Source organism: Paraburkholderia franconis (genome assembly GCF_009362735.1).
In the GTDB taxonomy this organism is placed as follows: domain Bacteria; phylum Pseudomonadota; class Gammaproteobacteria; order Burkholderiales; family Burkholderiaceae; genus Paraburkholderia; species Paraburkholderia franconis.
The window spans coordinates 106,991-126,435 of sequence record NZ_WHNP01000020.1; the positions used below are offsets into that span (position 1 = coordinate 106,991).

Here is a 19,445-nt window from a genome sequence, read left to right on the forward strand (position 1 = left end):
TGTTGGATCGACACCACGTCCCTCAAAAACGCTTTCTCTCCGAATCGGCCGGCGGCCCGCGCAGAGCCGTTGCGCGCACATCGGAAACACTCCCAATTAGTTCCGCAAGGGGTTTGTACTGAATTGCACAAATATAAATTGTCGTGCCAGTATGAGTCTCATAGATGTTGCAGCGCTCCGTAGCGAGGTGGCGGACCACCGCTCCCGCAGGATGTCCAGATGCACCGCCGGCCGATCCTTCGGTATGGCAAGCGATCAGGGACATCGCGAGGCGCTCACACGACGCGTGGGGTCGCGTCTACCGGCTTCGGTTCATCCAAATGCTGTCTGGTCAGTCTGTCTGCGCGAGGAACGCAGCTTGCGTGGCTTTTTTGGCCTTTATTTGGCGTGTAATCGTAGTGCAATCAGCCCGTAAGGGAAGTTTCAGGCGTTTTTGAAAGTAGGTGTTGCGGATGGCGTTCAGCAAAGTTCTGACAGTTTGTGCGATGTCGGCGGCCTTCATGGCCTGCGCTGTTTCGTTCGCGCACGCCGATCCGCTCGCGGAAACCGATGGTCCGCTGAGCCGCGCAAACGTGCAGCGCCTTGCGCTCCTCGACGACGGCTATCTGCCCGTCGTCAAGCTGAACGAGCAGATCATCCGCATTCCCGTCGGCGCCGACGGCAACATCACCCTCGAAACGACAGTCTACAAACCGGACGGCCCCGGCCCGTTCCCGATGGTCGTCTTCAACCACGGCAAGATTCACGGCGATCCGCGCATGCAGACGCGTAGCGATCCGATGTCGCTTGCGCGCGAGTTCGTGCGTCGCGGCTACGTCGTCGTCGCGCCGAACCGCCAGGGTTTCGCCGATTCGGGCGGCACGTACGTACAGGACGGTTGCGACGTGACGCGCAACGGTCTGAGCCAGGCCGCCGACGTCGCCGCGACTGTCGACTACATGTCGAAGCAAAACTACGTCGACGCGCAGCACATCATCGTGGCGGGCACGTCGCACGGCGGTCTCGCGACGATTGCCTACGGCATGGACGCCGCGCCCGGTGTGCGTGCGCTGATCAATTTCTCAGGCGGCCTGCGCCAGGACGCCTGCTCCGACTGGCAAGGCAACCTGGCGCGCGCATTCGGCACGTACGGCGAGAAGACGCGTGTGCCGTCGCTGTGGCTGTACGGCGACAACGATTCGATCTGGCCGTCGTCGCTGGTTTCGCGGATGTACACCGCTTACACCGAACATACGCAGGCGTTGGGCGTCAGCGCGAAGATGGTCGATTTCGGCTCGTACAAGAACGACGCGCATCGTCTCGTCGGCGATCGCGACGGCGTGCACATCTGGTGGCCGTCCGTGGAGGCGTTCCTCGCGCGCGTCGGCATGCCGACGGGCGTCCAGTATCGCGTCGCCGAGCCGCAGCAGCCAAAGGCCACGCATTTCGCGTCGATCGATTCCATCGACGCCGTGCCGTACGTCGACGAAGCCGGCCGCGCCGGATATCGCAACTTCCTGCACCAGTATCCGAGCCGCGCATTTGCAGTGTCGAATTCGGGCGCGTGGTCGTGGGCGGAAGGCGGCGACGATCCGATGTCGGTCGCGGTCGCGAACTGCCAGAAGCAGAGCTCTGACCCGTGCCATCTCTACGCGGTGAACGACAACGTCGTCTGGAAAGACCCGTCGACTCAAACGGCCGACGCGGACAGCGAGTCCACGCCTAAAGACAACGGCAAGCCGGCTCTCGCGAGCCGTTGATTCCGTTCCGCTGCGCGCGTCAGTGACACGCTCTGCGCATCGCGCGCCAGCGTAAATCATCCGACCTGCTCCGTTTTCCCGATGCGCGCCGTCATTGCGTCCAACGTGCGCGTCTCCTCTTGCAGCGGCATAGGCATCGGCGCCTGAATCCGCTCGCGCAGGAATTGCTCGAAGAGGTTCATCGTCGCGTCGCGCGCCGCAGTGGAAAAGAGCGCGTGATCGAGCCTGTCGATGATCGTCACGCTGGTTCGCGCGAGCTTCGTCAGCTCGCTGCCGTGCGGGCCAAAATGCAGCCCGAGCTCGTCGAGCCCCGCATCCATCGCGCCGTACACGAGCGCCGTCTGCACGTTCTTGCGCGCGAGCCCGGCGGCCAGCCGGCGCACTGCCCCCGCCTGCGTCCGCAACCCGAAGATGCGCTCGAACGGTGCCGCGAGCGCCACGGCAAGCCGCTGACCGATGCGGCTCGCGACGTGGCTCGCGATCGTCCCCGCGTCGCTCTTGCCCGTCAGCAGCCGCCGCCATTTCGCGAGGCTGCGCATCGAGCGCGAATACGCGCGCATCGGCGTGTGGCGTACGCGCGAATCCGAGGGCGTCTGCGGCCACAGAAAATACGGCAGATTCACGCCCATGCAGCCGACGACATTCGGATGCGCGAGCGCCGTCTGCAGCGAAACATAGGCTCCCGTGCACACGCCGAACACCACGACACGCGAATGACCTTGCGCGACGAGCCAGTCGACGGCCACGAGCGTGTCGTCGGCAGCGTGGCGCGCGTAGATCTCGTCGAACGTCAGCGAAGGGTCGCGCACACGGCTGTCGCCCAGCCCGCCGATATCGATGCGCAACGTGGGCACGCCAAGGCTCGCGAGACGCAGCGCAAGCCGCACCGAAAGCCGCCCATCGCCGACGTGATGCACGCCGCCCGTATTGAGCAGCAGCACGGCGGGCGCATCGTCGAGCGCGCGGCGCGGACGGCACGACATGCCGAACAATCCGTCGCCGAAAACCACGGGCACGCCGTGCCCGTCGGCGAATGGAAGTTGCAACGGCGCGCGCGCCGGCAGCACGTCGCCCGGAACTGGAGGAGGCCGCGTGGCACGAACGCCGAGCCACGTCAGCACGCTGTCGAACGCGTCGCGCGGTGTCGTGCTGAAGCGCGGATCGACGAGCAGCCGGTTATACGACGCGAACGTCTGCACTTCGGCGTGCGCGCCCAACTGGCGATAGCGCGCGGCGAGCCGCTCGACGCGCGGATTGTCGTACACGTCCTGCAACAGAATGCGCGGCGCGGGCGCGCGTTCGCCGCCCAGCGCGAGGTCCAGCGCGCGCAGCCGTTCGAGCGTGTCGCCGTAAAGGCGAAAGCCATATGCGCCGATCGAGCCGTCGTCGGACTCGCGCACGCTGTCCATACCGTCGGGTGTCGTCAGCCAGGTCTGATGCTGCAATTCGAGTTCACGGATGTACGCGCGTCCCGATATGACGGGCGCGATCAGCACGATCTGCTCGACGCCGCCGATGCGCTGCGCCGCCAGCGCGGCCAGCGCCGCGCCCAGCCGCAGTCCGCACAGCACGAGCCGCTGCACGCCCGTCGCCGCGCGCAGCCGCGCCGCAGCCGCTTCGATGCTCGCGAGCCACGCGCCAAGGCGGTCGGGGTCCTGCTCGACGCCGATTGAATCGCCCGTCCCGGGATAATCGAAACGCAAGGCCGGCATCCCGCATAGCGCGAGCGCTTCGGCGAGCTCACGCCAGCCGCGATGCGCGCACAGCGCGTCATAGCCGAACGGACTGCACAGCACGACGCCGACGCGCGCCGACTGACGTGCGCTCGCATCGGCCGGTTCGTGAAGCCAGCCGAAGCACCCGTCGAACACCACGGGCTGCATGGTATGCGGGCGCATCATCGCGGGCATGCCGTCCGGCGCGAGTGCGAAAGGGGAACGTCTGCGTCAGCGGCCATGTACGGCCGCCTGCTCGCGCGAGGTTTTCGGCAACAGGCGGCCGAGTTCATCGGCCAGCGAGCCGATGCTCTGGAACAGCTCGCGCGATATCGCTTGCGCTGGTATCTGAACGCCGAATGCCTCTTCGACTTCCAGCATCAACCGCACGGCCCCCATCGACGACAGCCCCGCTTCGTAGAGGTCGTCACCATCGCCGAGCGTTTCGACGGACACGTCGAGGCATCCCGTTCGCGCAAGAATGCGGCGCAAAGTTGTCTTCATCGGTGCTCCCAATATTGCAACATCGTCTGCACGCGCGATGCGTCGAGGCATCGGCGAGTATTTCGAGCGGAACTGCTCCCCCGGGTCGTCGGCGGCTGGATGACCACTGCGTACCGGTCGCGCAGCGGTTCTCATGCGCGCATGAAGCTCCGATCGCAGCATCGCGAACCGTTAGCCTGCTTACGACGGCGTAAGCAAAATGATAGGTATCGCTTCCAGCCGCTTATGTACGCTATCCCTCGCAAGAATTTAGGTGCGGATTAACTTCACACGATATTCGTCGACACGCGAAAGAACGCTTCGGCGACTCGATCCATAAAACCGTCAACGGGACAAAAGAAGCCGATGATCAGGATTTCAGATGTCGCTCGGCGTCCATTGCAATCGTCGCTGAACGTCCGACGCGGAAGCCGCACATCGACCCGTTCACTGAGCTTTATCTCACGCCGACCACAGAGCCGTTAACGTGCGCATCTTCCCCCGTATTCCGCGACACCGGCAAAAAATGCATGGACGCAGCCCGGATTTTTTTCGCAGGAGCCTCATGACTTTGCCGTGGCCATCTACGGTCTTCTGCGCGCTTCCTAACGGAACCGTTGCAAGCTGTCGCCAACCGCGGAAAATTGCGTGCGCCCCCCTGAAAACACGGTGTTTTCCGATAGTGCATCGCAGCGGATATCGCGCTAATCTCACTCCCGCTGTCGCAAGGAAGCGCACTGCCGAGGCACCGCAAGCAGGCTGCCACGCATCGCGGCAACAGCACATCCGGCGTACCCAGAACGCCCGCGATCGTCGAGCGCCGACGATGCCGCGGCACTTTCCCGTCGCCGGATTCAAGGCGGACGTTCACCGTCCCGATTCGCCAGCAGCATTTGCATGACCGACACGCGAGACGCGCCGCGCCCGACGCCCGCGCCTTGCCCGGTTCATGGTCGGAGTTGTTTTGAACACACAAGTAACGGAAGACTGGGTCGCCCGCAGCCTGCGCGCCGTGTGGCATCCCTGCACGCAGATGAAACATCACGAGCGTTATCCGCTCGTGCCCGTTTCGCGTGGCGCGGGCGCATGGCTTTACGATCGCGCGGGACATCGCTATCTCGACGCGATCAGTTCGTGGTGGGTCAACCTGTTCGGCCACGCGAACCCGCGCATCAACGCCGCGCTGAAGGATCAGCTAGACACGCTCGAGCACGCGATGCTCGCCGGCTGCACGCACGAGCCCGCCATCGAGCTCGCGGAGCGTCTCGGCGCGCTGACGCAAAACACGCTCGGTCACGCGTTCTTCGCGTCGGATGGCGCGTCGGCCGTCGAGATCGCGCTGAAGATGAGCTTCCACTCGTGGCGCAATCGCGGCTACGACTACAAGCGCGAGTTCGTGTGCGTTGCGAACAGCTATCACGGCGAGACGATCGGCGCGCTCGGCGTCACCGATGTCGCGCTCTTCAAGGATGCCTATGATCCGCTGATCCGCAACGCGCATGTCGTCGCGTCGCCGGATGCGCGTTTCGCGCGCGAAGGCGAAACGGCCGCCGACGTCGCGCAACGCGCGCTCGACGACGTGCGCTCGCTGTTCGAAGCGCGCGCGAACAACATCGCCGCACTGATCGTCGAACCGCTCGTGCAATGCGCGGCCGGCATGGCGATGCACGACCCGTCGTACATCGCGGGCTTGCGCGCGCTATGCGATCACTATGGCGTACATCTGATCGCCGATGAAATCGCCGTCGGCTGCGGACGCACGGGCACCTTCTTCGCGTGCGAACAGGCGCACGTGTGGCCAGATTTCCTGTGCCTGTCGAAAGGAATCAGCGGCGGCTATCTGCCATTGTCGATCGTGCTGTCGCGCGACGAGATCTTCGCGGCCTTCTACGACGACGACACGACGCGCGGCTTCCTGCATTCGCATTCGTACACGGGCAATCCGCTCGCGTGCCGCGCCGCGCTCGCGACGCTCGATCTGTTCGTCACCGACAACGTGCTCGCCGCGAACGCGACGAAATCGGCTGCGCTGCGTGCCGCGCTCGAACCGCTCGCGCAGCATGCGCATGTGCGCAATCTGCGTCAGCGCGGCACGATCATCGCGTTCGATGCCGAAATCGAAGACGCCCACGCCGCGAAGACCTTCTCGCGCCGCTTCTTCGAAAACGCGCTCAAGCGTGAACTGCTGCTGCGCCCGATCGGCACGACGGTGTATCTGATGCCGCCGTACATCCTCGACGACGAAGAAATCGCGCTGCTCGCCGAACGCACGCGCGCGGCCTTCGAAGCGACCTTGGCGGAGGTGCGCTGATGCAGTTGCTCGAAACGCTCGAACAAGGGCTGAAGGATATCGACGCGCTTGGCCTGCGCCGTCGCCGCCGTACCATCGACTCGCCGTGCTCGGCGCACATGACCGTCGACAGCCGCGACATGATCGGCTTCGCGAGCAACGACTATCTCGGGCTCGCCGCGCATCCGCTGCTCGTCGCCGCGATGACGGAAGGCGCGCGCCGCTATGGCGCAGGCAGCGGCGGCTCGCATCTGCTGGGCGGCCACTCGCGCGCGCACGCGCAAGTCGAAGACGATCTCGCGGCCTTCGCGGGCGGCTTCGTCGACAATCCGCGCGCGCTGTACTTCAGCACCGGCTATATGGCGAATCTCGCCACGCTCACGGCGCTCGCGGGACGCGGCACGGCGCTGTTCTCCGATGCGCTCAATCACGCATCGCTGATCGACGGCGCACGGCTCTCGCGCGCCGAGATCCAGATCTATCCGCACGCGGACGCCGAAGCATTGAGCGCGATGCTCGATGCGTCGGACGCCGCCGTCAAGCTGATCGTCACCGACACCGTGTTCAGCATGGACGGCGACGTTGCACCGCTCGCCCGTCTGCTCGAACTCGCGGAACAGCATGGCGCGTGGCTCGTCGTCGACGATGCGCACGGCTTCGGCGTGCTCGGTCCGCAAGGACGCGGCGCCGTCGCCGAGGCCGCGCTGCTCTCGCCGCATCTGATCTCGATCGGCACGCTCGGCAAGGCGGCGGGCGTGTCGGGCGCGTTCGTCGTCGCGCACGAAACGGTGATCGAATGGCTCGTGCAGCGTGCGCGGCCGTATATCTTCACGACGGCGTCGGTGCCCGCTGCCGCGCATGCCGTGTCCGCGAGCCTGCGCATCATCGAAGGCATCGAGGGCGACCAGCGACGCGCTCATCTACGCTCGCTGATCGAACGCACGCGCGAAATGCTCAAGCGCACGCCGTGGCTTCCCGTCGATTCTCAGACGGCCGTGCAGCCGCTCGTCATCGGCGCGAACGAGGCGACGCTCGAGGTGGCCGCGTCGCTCGATCGCGCGAATCTCTGGGTGCCCGCAATCCGCCCGCCGACGGTGCCCGAAGGCACGTCGCGTCTGCGCATTTCGCTGTCGGCGGCGCATTCGCACAGCGACCTCGATCAGCTCGAACACGCATTGACGAAGACGGCGGAGACGCTCGCATGAGCCGCGCGCTGTCTCTCTTCGTGACGGGCACGGATACGGAAATCGGCAAGACGCTGGTATCGGCGGCGCTGCTGCGCGGCTTCGCGCGCGACGGCTTGCGCGCAGCCGCAATGAAGCCGGTTGCAGCGGGCGCGTCGATGCTGGACGGCGCGCTGCACAACGAAGACGCCGATCAGCTCGACGCCGCCGCCAACGTGCTGCTGCCGCCCGACATCCGCACGCCGTTCATGCTGAAGGAACCGGCCGCGCCGCACATCGCCGCCGCGCACGAAAGCGTCACGCTCGACATGACGCGCATCGTCGACGCGCACCAGGCGGCGCTACGGATGGCCGATGTCGTCGTCGTGGAAGGCGTCGGCGGCTTTCGCGTGCCGCTCACCGATGCGCACGATACCGCCGATCTCGCCGTCGCATTGAATCTGCCCGTGGTGCTCGTCGTCGGCATGCGGCTTGGCTGCATCAGCCATGCGCTGCTGACGGCGGAAGCGATCGTCGCGCGCGGGCTTCCCATCGCGGGCTGGGTAGCGAACCGCGTCGATCCCGCAATGCAATTCGCCGACGAGAACATTGCCGCGATCCGCGAGCGGCTCGACCGCCAATACCGCGCGCCGCTGCTTGGCAGCGTGCCACAGCTGAGCCCTGCGTCGCCGGACAGCGCCGCGACGCATCTCGACACCGCCCGACTGTTGCAGACGCTGCGTGCCGCGCAGCGCTGAATCTTCGAAAAAAACGAATCATCAAGGATGGACCCATGAGCCATATCAACACCGCCCCTCTGCCCGTCACGCCGTCCCAGGCGGCAGCCGCCGCCGACGCAGCCGCGCCGCGCTGGCGCGTCGCCGATGTCGTGGCGCTGTATGAACTGCCGTTCAACGATCTGCTGTTCCGCGCGCAACAGGTGCATCGCGAGCACTTCGATGCGAACACCGTGCAGCTGTCCACGCTGCTGTCGATCAAGACGGGCGGCTGCGAGGAAGACTGTGCGTACTGCCCGCAATCCGTGCATCACGATACGGGGCTGACGGCCGAAAAGCTGATGGACGTCGAAGACGTGCTGGCGGCTGCGCGCATCGCGAAGGAAAACGGCGCGACGCGCTTCTGCATGGGCGCGGCATGGCGCAATCCGAAGGACCGCCACCTCGAACCGATCAAGGACATGATTCGTGGCGTAAAGTCGATGGGTCTCGAAACCTGTGTGACGCTCGGCATGCTCGAAACGCATCAGGCGCAAGGTCTACGCGAGGCGGGGCTCGACTACTACAACCATAATCTCGATACGTCGCCGGAGTTCTACGGCCAGATCATCTCGACGCGCACGTATCAGGATCGCCTCGAGACGCTCGAACGCGTGCGCGACGCGGGCATCAACGTGTGCTGCGGCGGGATCGTCGGCATGGGCGAATCGCGCCGCGAACGCGCGGGCCTGATCGCGCAGCTCGCGAACATGGAGCCGTATCCGGAATCGGTGCCGATCAACAATCTCGTACAGGTCGAAGGCACGCCGCTCACCGGCACGGAAGCGCTCGATCCGTTCGAATTCGTGCGCACGATCGCCGTCGCACGCATCACGATGCCGCGCGCGATGGTGCGCCTGTCCGCAGGCCGCGAGCAGATGGACGAAGCGCTGCAGGCAATGTGCTTTCTCGCTGGCGCAAACTCGATCTTCTACGGCGATCAGTTGCTGACGACCAGCAACCCGCAGGCGGAAGCCGACCGCAAGCTGCTGGAGCGGCTCGGCATTCGCGCGGAGGCCGCACAGCAGATGCCGCTCGAACGCAGCGGATGCGAGCATGGTTGCGACGGGCATTGAACGTCGTGTCTGTGCCCGTTAGTTGGCGCGATTGAATTGCATCACTCAGGAAAGGCCGCTTCGAACAATCGAAGCGGCCTTTTTTCGTTGTTCTCGCGTTCAAAAAAAGCCGCGACCTTGCACACGATTCCAAGACATACCGAGAGCGATTCCTACGCCTTCTGGCCAGGTTTTCCGACATGTCGATTGCACGTACGATCGGTTCACAGAGTGGCTCGTGAATCGTAGATCGCCACGCTGCGGCGCAATTTACACTCGTCGGTCCGTCGAGTATCTGATCAAACAGAACCCTGCGTAGGAGGGAATTTGCTTACGATGATGCAAATGAAAACGATGGAAAAACCTGTCGCGAAGCGCCGCTTCCACGCGCTTCGCCTGATTCACGGCGGTATCAACATGGAGGCACGAATGACTCGGGCTGAAACGACGATCGAACATATTCTCCAAGACCTCGAAGACCTCAAGCGTGAAGTGCGCGAGTTGAAGGTCTATGTGGATGAACGCATCCGCCTCTTCGAGGCGAAGATGGATGCGCGTTTCAGCGCGCTGGAATCCTCCATGCGCACCGAGTTCCGCCTGTTGTGGGCCGCGAACTTCGCGCTCGCCGGAATCCTCGCGAAGGGCTTCCACTGGATCTGAGCGACATTGCGCCGCGGTATGGGCGCGCTCATGCGTGTCCCGCGTGCGCTCAGTTCGATGCCTGCAAGTCCAGCTCCGGCGCTTCGTCACGGAACCGCAGCGGCGCGGCGCAATGAGCAAGCGTATCCACGAAGTACTTCGCACGCGGCCACGGTCCAAAGCCCGCCGCTGTGTTGATGTGGCCGGCGTCGCCCAGATTGACGAACGCACTGCCCACATGCCGCGCCAGTTCGCGCGCATCGGCAACGGGCATCCATGGGTCCGTCTCGCTGCCGATCAGAATCGACGGCACGCCGAGGCGCCGCGCGTCGAACGCCCCCGCGAACTCGAATTTCTTCGGGCTCGCCGGCGCGACAAACAGCACACCCGCGATATCGGCCACGTGCACGCCTTGCAGCAACGCATGCGCGGTCGCAAGACACCCGAAGCTGTGCGCGGCGAGCACGAACGGTCCGCGCTCGCTCGCGAGCAGATCGCGCACGGCCTTGGCCCACTGGGCGAGGTTCGGCGCGTCCCAATCCGCCTGCTCGACGCGCAGTGAGCGCGAAAACTGGCGTTCAAGCCAGCTCTGCCAATGCGCGCCCTCGCTGCCGTGCAGGCCCGGCACGGTCACGAGTCGTGGCGGCCAGATCGATCGGGTGCACGAAAACATGATTCTTTCCTCGTCGCCGGAATCCTGGAAATCATTGTCGCGTGTGCAACGGACAGCTTGAACCAATTTTTCGTGCTTTACATATCCCGACGCCGCTGCACCGGCCCGCGCCCGGATGCTGGCGGCGCTTCACGCCTGCCGGAACGCGCGCGAACGGCGGCGAAAAAGTAGAATGAAGCCTATCCATAAGAGGAGTGGCCCCATGTCGCAGACTTCGTCCGCAACGCCACGTGCGCTGCAGCCCTTTCATCTGGCATTTCCCGTCACCAGCCTCGAGAACGCGCGCGCGTTCTATGGCGATCTGCTCGGCTGCCCGGAAGGCCGCAGTTCGCCGGAATGGGTCGACTTCGATTTCTTCGGCCATCAGCTGGTCGCGCATCTTTCGCCGGAGGAAGCGGGCCACAAGAGCGTCAATCAAGTGGACGGCGACAATGTTCCCGTGCGTCACTTCGGCGTCGTGCTGACCATGGACGACTGGCACGCGCTCGCGGAAAAGCTTCGCGCGGCGGGCACGAAGTTCATCATCGAGCCGCACATCCGCTTCAAGGGCGAAGTCGGCGAACAGGCGACGATGTTCTTTCTCGATCCGTGCGGCAACGCGCTCGAGTTCAAGGCTTTCGCCGACATCAGCCGGCTGTTCGCCAAGTGACGGCAACGCTCACCCGCTCACGCATGAAAGTCCTGTTCTATACGCCGCAGTCCGACACCGCCGCCTGGCTGCACGACCTGTCGCGCGCGTTGCCCGACGTCGACCTGCGCGAGTGGCAACCGGGCGACGATGCCCCTGCCGATGTGGCCGTCGTCTGGCGGCCGCCGCGTGAAATGCTCGCGGGTCGCAACGATCTGCGCGCGATCTTCAACCTGGGTGCGGGCGTCGACGCGATTCTGGCGCTCGAACGTGAGTATCCCGGTACGTTGCCGCGCGGCGCGCAACTCGTGCGTCTCGAAGACACGGGCATGGCGCAGCAGATGGCGGAATACGTGACGCACGCGGTACTGCGCTACCTGCGCCGTTTCGACGAGTACGATCTGCTTCAGAAGCAGCAGCGCTGGCATGTGCTCGATCCGCATCCACGCGAGACGTTCACGATCGGCGTGCTCGGTCTGGGCGTGCTCGGCTCGCATGTCGCGCAAACGCTGGTGTTGCTCGGGTTTCCGGTGCGCGGCTTCAGCCGCGGCGCGCGGCAGATCGACGGCGTGGAGACATTCGCGGGCGACGGAGAGTTCGATACGTTCCTCGATGGGGTCAAGGTGCTCGTCAACCTGTTGCCGCACACGCCTGAAACGCACGGCGTGCTGAACAAGGCCCGCCTGTCGAAGCTCGCGCGCGGTGCGTACCTCGTCAACATCGCGCGCGGCGCGCATCTCGTCGAACAGGATCTGCTGGACGCGCTCGACGAAGGCCAGATCGCGGCCGCGACGCTCGATGTGTTCGTCGAGGAGCCGCTGCCGTCGCATCATCCGTTCTGGACACATCCGCGCATCGCGATCACGCCGCATATCTCGGCATTGACGCTGCGCGAAGAAAGCGTCGTGCAGATTGCGCAGAAAATCGGCGCGTTGAAACGCGGCGAGGCGATCGGCGGAATCATCGACATCGCGCGCGGGTATTGATTTCGCCAACGTTAGAAAGCAGAAGAGCCGCTTCATTCGAGCGCATGGGCGGGCTAAGCGTAAGACTGGGGTAGGCGCTAAAGCGCCAACTTTGGTCGACCGCGTTGCATGGGACCGGAGCAGGTGCTCTGCATGGGGCTGGAGTAAGTGCTAAAGCGCCAACTCCGGTCGACCGCCTTGCATGGGACCGGAGTACGGCGCTAAAGCGCCAACTCCGGTCGACACAGGAGACAGACATGGCTGTGCCACAAGCAGTAAAAATCGTCGAAGTCGGTCCGCGCGATGGACTGCAAAACGAGAAGGAATTCGTGCCGACCGAGGTCAAGATCGAGTTGATCAACCGGCTGTCGGCGGCCGGGTTCAGAAATGTCGAGGCGGCTTCGTTCGTATCGCCGAAATGGGTGCCGCAAATGGCCGACGGCGCCGAAGTGATGGCGGGCATCGAACGCAGGCCAGGTACGATCTACTCGGTGCTGACGCCGAACATGCGCGGCCTCGAAGGCGCCGTCGCCGCGCGCGCCGACGAGATTGTGATCTTCGGCGCCGCCAGCGAAGCGTTCTCGCAGAAGAACATCAATTGCAGCATCGCGGAAAGCATCGAACGCTTCGTGCCCGTCGCGCAAGCCGCAAAAGAAAAAGGCTTGCGCGTGCGTGGCAGCGTGTCGTGCTCGCTCGGCTGTCCGTATCAGGGCGACGTGCCCGTCGCGTCCGTGGTCGACGTCGTCGAGCGCTTCGCCGCGCTGGGCTGCGACGAGATCGATATCGCCGATACGATCGGCGTCGGCACGCCGAAGCGCACGCAAGAAGTGTTCGCGGCCGTCACGCAGGTGTTTCCGCGTGAACGTCTTTCGGGCCACTTCCACGATACCTACGGCCAGGCGCTTGCCAACATCTACGCCGCATTGCAGGAAGGCATCGAGATTTTTCACGCATCGGTGGCGGGGCTCGGCGGCTGTCCGTATGCGAAGGGCGCGACGGGCAACGTCGCAACGGAAGACGTGCTGTATCTGATGAACGGACTCGGCATCGAGACGGGCATCGATCTCGCGCAAGTCGTCGAGATCGGCGATTTCATTTCGACTTCGATCGGCAAGCCGAACGTATCGCGCGCGGGCAAAGCGCTGCTGGCGAAAGCGCGCAGCGAAAAGGCCACCTGCGTGTGACGCATCAAAGGAACAAAAGAAATGACGGACAACGCAACAGTTCAAACGCCTCAAGCGACTGCTTTCGATTCGCTGCCTGATTCGGCGCGCCGCGTCTCGCTGCTCTTGCGCGATCGCGGCCACGCCGGGCAAATCGTGATGCTGCCGGAAACGGGCAAGACGTCGGCGGAAGCTGCGGCGGGGCTCGGCTGCTCGATCGCGCAGATCGCCAAGTCGATCCTCTTCCGTCGCCGCGAAGACGACGCGCCCGTGCTGATCGTCGCGAGCGGTGCAAATCGCGTCGATGAGAAGAAGGTCGCCGCGCAGGTCGGCGACATCGCGCGCGCCGACGCGAAGTTCGTGCGCGAGAAAACGGGCTATGCGATCGGCGGCGTGTGCCCCATCGGCCATGCGACGCCGCCCGTCACACTGATCGACGCCGATCTGTTCACGCTCGACAGCCTGTGGGCCGCCGCCGGTCATCCGCACGCAGTGTTCAATCTCACGCCGCAGGAACTCGCTGCGCTGACGGGCGCGCCCGTCGTCGATGTGGCGCTGCGCGAGACGGCATGACCGCCGATTCGGTTCACACCCGCAGCGCGGCGCAAAGCATCGCGCCAGTTCCTTCGCCCTGTATCAACGTGTGTCGGATGGACCCGGCCAATGGCCTGTGCGAAGGCTGCCTGCGCACGATCGACGAGATCGCGAACTGGTCTTCGTTCGACGATGCCGCCAAACGCGCAGTATGGGACGAGATCGAACGGCGTCACGCCGATCTGATGACAAAGCAACGACAGCGGCGCGAGGCAAGCGAATGAACACACCGCCGCGCGTCGTCAGGATCGGCGATACGTTCAGCGCGACGCTGAGCGTATCGGCTGATTCGATCAAGTCGTTCGCGACGATCGTCAATGATCTGAACCCGCTGCATCACGATGACGCGTATGCCGCGCAGAGCCGCTTCGGCGGCCTGATCGCGTCGGGCACACAGCCTACCGCGCACTTCATGGCGCTGCTCGCCACGCATTTCTCGACGTACGCGCAGCCGCTTGGACTCGAATTCGACATGAAGCTGAAGAAGGCCGTCCATAGCGACGACACGCTGACGATGACATGGCGCATCGTCGGCGCGTTCTGGAAGGCGAGTCTCAACGGCGATTTGACGCAACTCGAAGGCAACGTCGTCAATCAGCGTGGCGAAACGGTCCTGATCGGCAAGTCGACCATACTCGTGATGCCGAAGCCGCAGACGCCATCCAACATCGAACGGAAAGACAGGGCATGATCGCGCTGCCACGCTCGGTACGCGTGTTCGAACGCGGCTGGCTGTCGTCGAACAACGTGCTGTTGATCGACGATGCATGCGCGGCGCTCGTCGACACCGGCTACGCGTCGCATGCCGATCAGACGGTGGCGCTCGTTCGGCATGCGCTCGACGGAAGGCCGCTCGATCTGATCGTCAACACGCATCTGCATTCGGACCACTGCGGCGGCAATGCGCGGCTGCAAGCAACGTGGCCGTGCCGCACGCTGATTCCATCGACGGAAGCCGACCCAGTGCGCGAATGGGACGAGACGCGCCTGACATTTCGTGCGACGGGCCAGCACTGTGAACGTTTCGCATTTTCCGGCACGCTGACGCCGGGTGCGCGACTCACGCTGGGCGCGCTCGATTGGGAAGTGCTCGGCGCGCCGGGACACGATCCGCATTCGCTGATGCTCTACTGCGCCGGGCAGCAGTTGCTGATCAGCGCGGACGCTCTGTGGGAAAACGGCTTCGGCGTGATCTTTCCGGAGCTCGAAGGCGAAAGCGGCTTCGCGGAACAGCAAGCCGTGCTCGAATTGATCGGCACGCTCGACGTGAAGACGGTGATACCGGGCCACGGCGCGCCGTTCTCCGATGTGCGGGCTGCGCTCGATCGCGCGTTGTCGCGGGTCGCGTGGCTGCGCGCCGATCCCGCGCGCAACGCGAAGAATGCGCTGAAAGTCCTGATCGTGTTCAAGCTGCTCGACGCGCGCACGCTGTCGTTCGACGCCTTGTTGCGCATGCTCGACGACGCGAGCGCGATGCGCGCCGCCGCGTCGATGCTAAAGCCGCGCAGCGGGTGGCCAGCGCTGCTGCACGAACTGATCGAGGGTATGGCGGATGAGAACGGGCCGCTGCGCTTCGACGGCGCGCAAATCAGTGCGCGCGCAGCATGATTGGCTGAAGCATGAGAGCGCGATCGCAAGATGATGCCGATCGGCGCGAACGAGCGTACAAAAAGAAAGCCGCTCGGCTTTCAGTTCGAGCGGCACAATTATTGTTGACGTGATCAGCGTCGACAAAATGATACCTGCGCGAAGCTTTCGGACGCATCGGTGATTTCCCTACAGAATCATGACGTCCGACGAATCAGATCGTGTGCTTATTCGGAATCCGTACTATCGGTATGAACTGCCGTTATATCGAGTAGCGGCGCGTCGGCACAATGCGCCAGCCAAGATTGACGCCCGCCGCCGCGAGAAGAATCAGCACTGCGCCAAGCACCTGAATCCACGCGAGCTTCTGCCCAAACGCCACACGGTCGACGACGATCGCCACGACAGGGTAGATGAACGACAGCGCGCCCGTCGTCGCCGTCGGCAGCTTTTGGATCGCGCCGTATAGAAGCACGTACATGATCCCCGTGTTGACGACGCCGAGCGTGACGAGTTGCAGCCAATGCGTGCCCGTCGAAGGCAGCGCGTCGTACTGCACGAACGGCGCGAGCACGACCACACCCGTCGTCACGGTGATCAGCGCGATAAGGTGCGGCGGCGTGTTCTTCAAGTGCTTTGTGATGATCGACGAGACCGCGTACAGAAACGCCGCGCCCACGGCATACGCGACGCCTTGCAGATACTGCCCCGGCACCGCGAGCACGGCCGGCTCGACTTTGACGACGAACACGAGCCCGACGAACGCGATCAGCAGCCACATGATCGTCGACGCCGTCACGCGTTCGCGGAACACCAGCGCACCGAGCGCGACGAGCATGAACGGCTGCGTGCTGTAGACAGTCGTCGCCATCGAGATCGACGCGCGCGAGTAAGCGGCGAACAGCAGCACCCAGTTCACGACGATGGCGGCACTGCTGAGCGTCGCCAGCAGGATCATCTTCCATGAGAACAGCCTGCGCTTGAGCAGTCCGAGCACAGCGCAGATCAGAAGCAGCGTCACGCCGCCGAACAGACACCGGAAGAACGCGACGTTCAACGCCGATTGCTGCGACGAAACGACCAGCCAGCCGATCGTTCCCGACATCAGCATCGCAAGCGTCATCTCGAGCGCGCCGCGCCGGACTTCGTGGGTGGAAGGCATCTGAAACTCTCCAGAAGAATCACATCTTGCGAGCAGTGTAATTAATCCGAAGCGGCGGATACATCTCTAAAATGAGGCGATCAAGGGAATCGACTTAAAAAGTGAAGGCCAAAATGACGAAGCGCCTTACTCCTGTTTCGAAGCAGATGCCAGCGCCCGCAACGCTCGACGATACCGATCGCCTGCTGCTCGCCGCGCTCGCCGACGATGCGCGTCAGCCCGTCAGCGAACTCGCGCGCAACGTCGGCCTGTCGGCGCCGGCGACGGCCGACCGCTTGCGCCGTCTCGACGCGCAAGGCGTGATCGAGCGCTTCACGGTGCAGATCGATCCGCGCGCGCTGGGCTACACGCTTCAGGCAATCGTGCGCGTGAAGCCGTTGCCCGGCCAGCTGCATCTGGTGGAAGACGTGATTCGCCGCATTCCCGAGTTTGTCGAATGCGACAAGGTGACGGGCGACGATTGCTTTATCTGTCGGCTGTATTTACGCACGATCGATCAGCTCGACGAGATTCTGTCGAAAGTGACCGAGCGTGCCGAAACGAGCACGGCCATCGTCAAATCGACGCCCGTGCCGCGTCGCTTGCCGCCGCTCGCCTGAACCGGCGAGCGACGCGTGCCTCTTTAGGAATCAAAGCTCGATGGCTTCGAAAAACGCCAGCATTTCGGCGACGAGTTCGGCGGGCGCCTCTTCGGGAATGTAATGGCCGCACGGCAGCGCGCGGCCGCTGACATCGCGCGCGACCTTGCGCCATTCGGCGATCGGCTCGAAGCATTTCTCGATCACGCCCTCTTCGCCCCACAGCACGCGCAACGGACAGCCGATCTTGTGACCGCGCTCGATATCGGCGCGGTCGTGATCGAGATCGATCGTCGCCGATGCGCGGTAGTCCTCGCACATCGCGTGGACGGCTCCCGGTTGACGCAGCGCGTTGCGATATTCGGCGAGCACTTCGGGCGCGAACGGCGCGAGGCCCGCGTGACGGCTGCCCATCACGCGGTCGACGTAGACGTCCGGATTTCCTTCGATCAGTGTTTCGGGCAGCGGCTCCGGCTGAATCAGAAAGAACCAGTGGAAATAAAGGGTCGCGAAGGTGCGGTCGGTGGCTTCGTACATCGCGAGCGTCGGCGCGATGTCGAGCAGCATCAGACGTTCGACGGCGCCGGGAAAATCGAGCGCCATCCGGTGCGCGACGCGCGCGCCGCGATCATGCGCGCACACGAGAAACCGCTCATAGCCGAAGTGACGCATCACGGCGACCTGGTCGGCGGCCATCGCGCGTTTCGAATACGGCGCGTGCGTCGCATCGCTCGGCGGTTTCGCCGATGCGCCGTAGCCGCGCAGATCGGTGGCGATCACGGTGAAATGCGCGGCAAGCTCGGACGCGCAGCGATGCCAGATCAGATGGTTCTGCGGATGACCGTGCAGCAGCAGCAAGGGCGGCCCCGCTCCGCCCTTGACTCCATGAATATCGACGTCACCGGCCTTGACGCGAAAAGATGTGAAGTCCTTGAAGGGCATGTCGGCTCTCGTTGTCGTTGTGGGTCTGGGCATTGTAGAAGGCTGGCGCGAGCGCGCGAGTGGCATAGCCCACGCTTTCGTAGAACCTGAACACTCCTTCGAACGCCACCGTGCGAGCAGTGCGCGCGAGACTCGCCTATAATCGAACGACCGTTCTTAAACGTACATTGTGAACGGCGCGGCGCCGCAAACATCGCGCGCAAAGCGCAGGCCGCAGCCGCTACACTCATATCGCCGGACGCCAATGGCGCCGGCACGTCGATCAGGAGAGTCGCACCATGGCATTGCCCGCCGTCCTGCAGCACCTTGCGCTGCCCGTCGTCGCTTCGCCGATGTTCATCGTCAGCTATCCGGAGCTCGTGCTCGCGCAGTGCAAGGCGGGGATCGTCGGATCGTTTCCCGCGCTCAATGCGCGCCCGGCCGAACTGCTCGACGAATGGCTGACGCAGATCCAGGCGTCGCTCGCCGAGCACAAGGCGGCCAATCCGGATGCCATCATCGGGCCGATCGCCGTCAATCAGATCGTCCATCAGTCGAACGCGCGGCTCGAGCACGACATTCGCGTGTGCGTCGAGCACAAGGTGCCGATCTTCATCACGAGCCTGCGCGCGCCCGCGAAGGAGATCGTCGATGCCGTGCACAGCTACGGCGGCATCGTGCTGCATGACGTGATCAATCTGCGCCACGCGCAAAAGGCACTCGACGCGGGCGTCGACGGGCTGATTCTCGTCGCTGCAGGCGCGGGCGGCCATGCGGGCACGACGTCGCCGTTTGCGCTCGTCGGAGAAGTGCGGCGTGTTTTCGACGGGCCGATCGTGCTGTCGGGCTCGATCGCCAACGGCGGATCGATTCTCGCCGCGCAGGCGATGGGCGCCGATCTCGCGTACATGGGCACGCGCTTCATCGCGACGAAAGAAGCGCATGCCGTCGAAGGCTACAAGCAGGCGATCATCAACGCGAATTCCGCCGACATCGTCTACACCAATCTCTTTACCGGCGTGCACGGCAACTACATTCGCGAGAGCATCGTGAGTGCGGGTCTCGATCCCGATGCGTTGCCCGAGTCCGACAAGTCGAAGATGAATTTCGGCGGCGACAAGGCGAAGGCATGGAAGGACATCTGGGGCGCGGGCCAGGGCGTGGGGCTGATGCACGACGTGCCGAGCGTCGCTGAACTCGTCGGGCGTTTGAAGCAGGAGTACGACGCGGCCAAGGCGCGCCTCGCCATCGGCCGCTAAGGCTGTTGATCCCGCTCGTCGGGCGGCCGCGCGTTCCGGCGCGCGGCCTTCGTAT

21 protein-coding genes are annotated in these 19,445 nt (G+C 64.2%); 15 read left to right on the forward strand and 6 right to left on the reverse strand.

Going from position 1 to position 19,445, the window contains the following annotated elements:
• Positions 1–331: 331 nt before the first annotated feature.
• Complete coding sequence (locus GCT13_RS48490) at positions 332–502, reverse strand: hypothetical protein (RefSeq protein ID WP_193727728.1); 171 nt, start codon at positions 500–502, stop codon at positions 332–334.
• On the opposite strand from GCT13_RS48490, the gene GCT13_RS22020 reads away from it, so the two are divergent.
• Positions 453–1,739 carry a dienelactone hydrolase family protein gene (locus GCT13_RS22020; protein ID WP_152761581.1) on the forward strand — a complete coding sequence of 429 codons (1,287 nt, stop codon included), beginning with the start codon at positions 453–455 and terminating at the stop codon, positions 1,737–1,739. The two genes, GCT13_RS48490 and GCT13_RS22020, sit on opposite strands and share 50 nt — an antisense overlap.
• Before the next feature lie 56 nt (positions 1,740–1,795).
• Here the strand turns inward: GCT13_RS22020 and GCT13_RS22025 are convergent, their stop codons facing one another.
• Both GCT13_RS22025 and GCT13_RS22030 read right to left on the reverse strand, forming a co-directional pair.
• Entirely contained in the window at positions 1,796–3,640 is a 1,845-nt protein-coding gene (locus GCT13_RS22025) for an alpha/beta hydrolase family protein (RefSeq protein ID WP_227746939.1), read from the reverse strand.
• Positions 3,641–3,685: 45 nt separating this feature from the next.
• On the reverse strand, positions 3,686–3,958 hold the full coding sequence (locus tag GCT13_RS22030) for an acyl carrier protein (RefSeq protein ID WP_152761585.1): 273 nt from the start codon (positions 3,956–3,958) through the stop codon (positions 3,686–3,688).
• Positions 3,959–4,886: 928 nt separating this feature from the next.
• On the opposite strand from GCT13_RS22030, the gene bioA reads away from it, so the two are divergent.
• From bioA to GCT13_RS22055, 5 genes are all read left to right on the forward strand, one after another.
• On the forward strand, positions 4,887–6,248 hold the full coding sequence (gene bioA / locus GCT13_RS22035; RefSeq protein WP_193727725.1) for an adenosylmethionine--8-amino-7-oxononanoate transaminase: 1,362 nt from the start codon (positions 4,887–4,889) through the stop codon (positions 6,246–6,248).
• Complete coding sequence (gene bioF, locus GCT13_RS22040) at positions 6,248–7,432, forward strand: 8-amino-7-oxononanoate synthase (RefSeq protein WP_152761589.1); 1,185 nt, start codon at positions 6,248–6,250, stop codon at positions 7,430–7,432. Before bioA ends, bioF begins: the two co-directional genes overlap by 1 nt.
• Positions 7,429–8,148 carry a dethiobiotin synthase gene (bioD, locus tag GCT13_RS22045; RefSeq protein ID WP_152761591.1) on the forward strand — a complete coding sequence of 240 codons (720 nt, stop codon included), beginning with the start codon at positions 7,429–7,431 and terminating at the stop codon, positions 8,146–8,148. The genes bioF and bioD overlap by 4 nt, the downstream gene beginning before the upstream one ends.
• A 35-nt stretch (positions 8,149–8,183) precedes the next feature.
• Positions 8,184–9,242, forward strand: a complete 1,059-nt coding sequence (bioB, locus tag GCT13_RS22050; RefSeq protein ID WP_152761593.1) for a biotin synthase BioB — start codon at positions 8,184–8,186, stop codon at positions 9,240–9,242.
• A gap of 324 nt (positions 9,243–9,566) precedes the next feature.
• Positions 9,567–9,881 carry a hypothetical protein gene (locus GCT13_RS22055; protein ID WP_152761595.1) on the forward strand — a complete coding sequence of 105 codons (315 nt, stop codon included), beginning with the start codon at positions 9,567–9,569 and terminating at the stop codon, positions 9,879–9,881.
• Positions 9,882–9,930: 49 nt separating this feature from the next.
• On the opposite strand, the gene GCT13_RS22060 is transcribed toward GCT13_RS22055, so the two are convergent.
• Positions 9,931–10,533, reverse strand: a complete 603-nt coding sequence (locus tag GCT13_RS22060; RefSeq protein ID WP_152761597.1) for an RBBP9/YdeN family alpha/beta hydrolase — start codon at positions 10,531–10,533, stop codon at positions 9,931–9,933.
• Positions 10,534–10,735: 202 nt separating this feature from the next.
• On the opposite strand from GCT13_RS22060, the gene GCT13_RS22065 reads away from it, so the two are divergent.
• The 7 genes from GCT13_RS22065 to GCT13_RS22095 all read left to right on the forward strand — a co-directional run bounded on the left by GCT13_RS22065 (position 10,736) and on the right by GCT13_RS22095 (position 15,491).
• Entirely contained in the window at positions 10,736–11,182 is a 447-nt protein-coding gene (locus GCT13_RS22065) for a VOC family protein (RefSeq protein WP_193727726.1), read from the forward strand.
• A gap of 23 nt (positions 11,183–11,205) precedes the next feature.
• Entirely contained in the window at positions 11,206–12,147 is a 942-nt protein-coding gene (locus GCT13_RS22070; protein ID WP_152761599.1) for a 2-hydroxyacid dehydrogenase, read from the forward strand.
• Between the two features lie 236 nt (positions 12,148–12,383).
• On the forward strand, positions 12,384–13,310 hold the full coding sequence (locus tag GCT13_RS22075) for a hydroxymethylglutaryl-CoA lyase (protein ID WP_152761601.1): 927 nt from the start codon (positions 12,384–12,386) through the stop codon (positions 13,308–13,310).
• A 21-nt stretch (positions 13,311–13,331) separates the two neighbouring features.
• On the forward strand, positions 13,332–13,862 hold the full coding sequence (locus tag GCT13_RS22080; RefSeq protein ID WP_152761603.1) for a YbaK/EbsC family protein: 531 nt from the start codon (positions 13,332–13,334) through the stop codon (positions 13,860–13,862).
• Positions 13,859–14,107 (forward strand): DUF1289 domain-containing protein, encoded by a 249-nt coding sequence (locus tag GCT13_RS22085; RefSeq protein ID WP_152761605.1) that lies wholly within the window; start codon positions 13,859–13,861, stop codon positions 14,105–14,107. Before GCT13_RS22080 ends, GCT13_RS22085 begins: the two co-directional genes overlap by 4 nt.
• Positions 14,104–14,574 (forward strand): MaoC family dehydratase, encoded by a 471-nt coding sequence (locus tag GCT13_RS22090; RefSeq protein WP_152761607.1) that lies wholly within the window; start codon positions 14,104–14,106, stop codon positions 14,572–14,574. The genes GCT13_RS22085 and GCT13_RS22090 overlap by 4 nt, the downstream gene beginning before the upstream one ends.
• Positions 14,571–15,491 (forward strand): MBL fold metallo-hydrolase, encoded by a 921-nt coding sequence (locus tag GCT13_RS22095; RefSeq protein ID WP_152761609.1) that lies wholly within the window; start codon positions 14,571–14,573, stop codon positions 15,489–15,491. Before GCT13_RS22090 ends, GCT13_RS22095 begins: the two co-directional genes overlap by 4 nt.
• Positions 15,492–15,732: 241 nt before the next feature.
• Here the strand turns inward: GCT13_RS22095 and GCT13_RS22100 are convergent, their stop codons facing one another.
• Complete coding sequence (locus tag GCT13_RS22100) at positions 15,733–16,632, reverse strand: DMT family transporter (protein ID WP_152761611.1); 900 nt, start codon at positions 16,630–16,632, stop codon at positions 15,733–15,735.
• Positions 16,633–16,745: 113 nt separating this feature from the next.
• Between GCT13_RS22100 and GCT13_RS22105 the strand changes: the two genes are divergently transcribed.
• Positions 16,746–17,231 carry an Lrp/AsnC family transcriptional regulator gene (locus GCT13_RS22105; protein WP_152761613.1) on the forward strand — a complete coding sequence of 162 codons (486 nt, stop codon included), beginning with the start codon at positions 16,746–16,748 and terminating at the stop codon, positions 17,229–17,231.
• 30 nt (positions 17,232–17,261) lie between these two features.
• Here GCT13_RS22105 and GCT13_RS22110 read toward each other — a convergent pair whose 3' ends face one another.
• The gene (locus GCT13_RS22110; RefSeq protein ID WP_152761615.1) at positions 17,262–18,152 is read right to left on the reverse strand and encodes an alpha/beta fold hydrolase; all 891 of its coding nucleotides are present in this window, start codon (positions 18,150–18,152) and stop codon (positions 17,262–17,264) included.
• A 278-nt stretch (positions 18,153–18,430) separates the two neighbouring features.
• Here GCT13_RS22110 and GCT13_RS22115 point away from each other — a divergent pair, with 278 nt between their 5' ends.
• Positions 18,431–19,390 (forward strand): NAD(P)H-dependent flavin oxidoreductase, encoded by a 960-nt coding sequence (locus GCT13_RS22115; RefSeq protein WP_152761617.1) that lies wholly within the window; start codon positions 18,431–18,433, stop codon positions 19,388–19,390.
• The last annotated feature ends 55 nt before the right edge of the window (positions 19,391–19,445 follow it).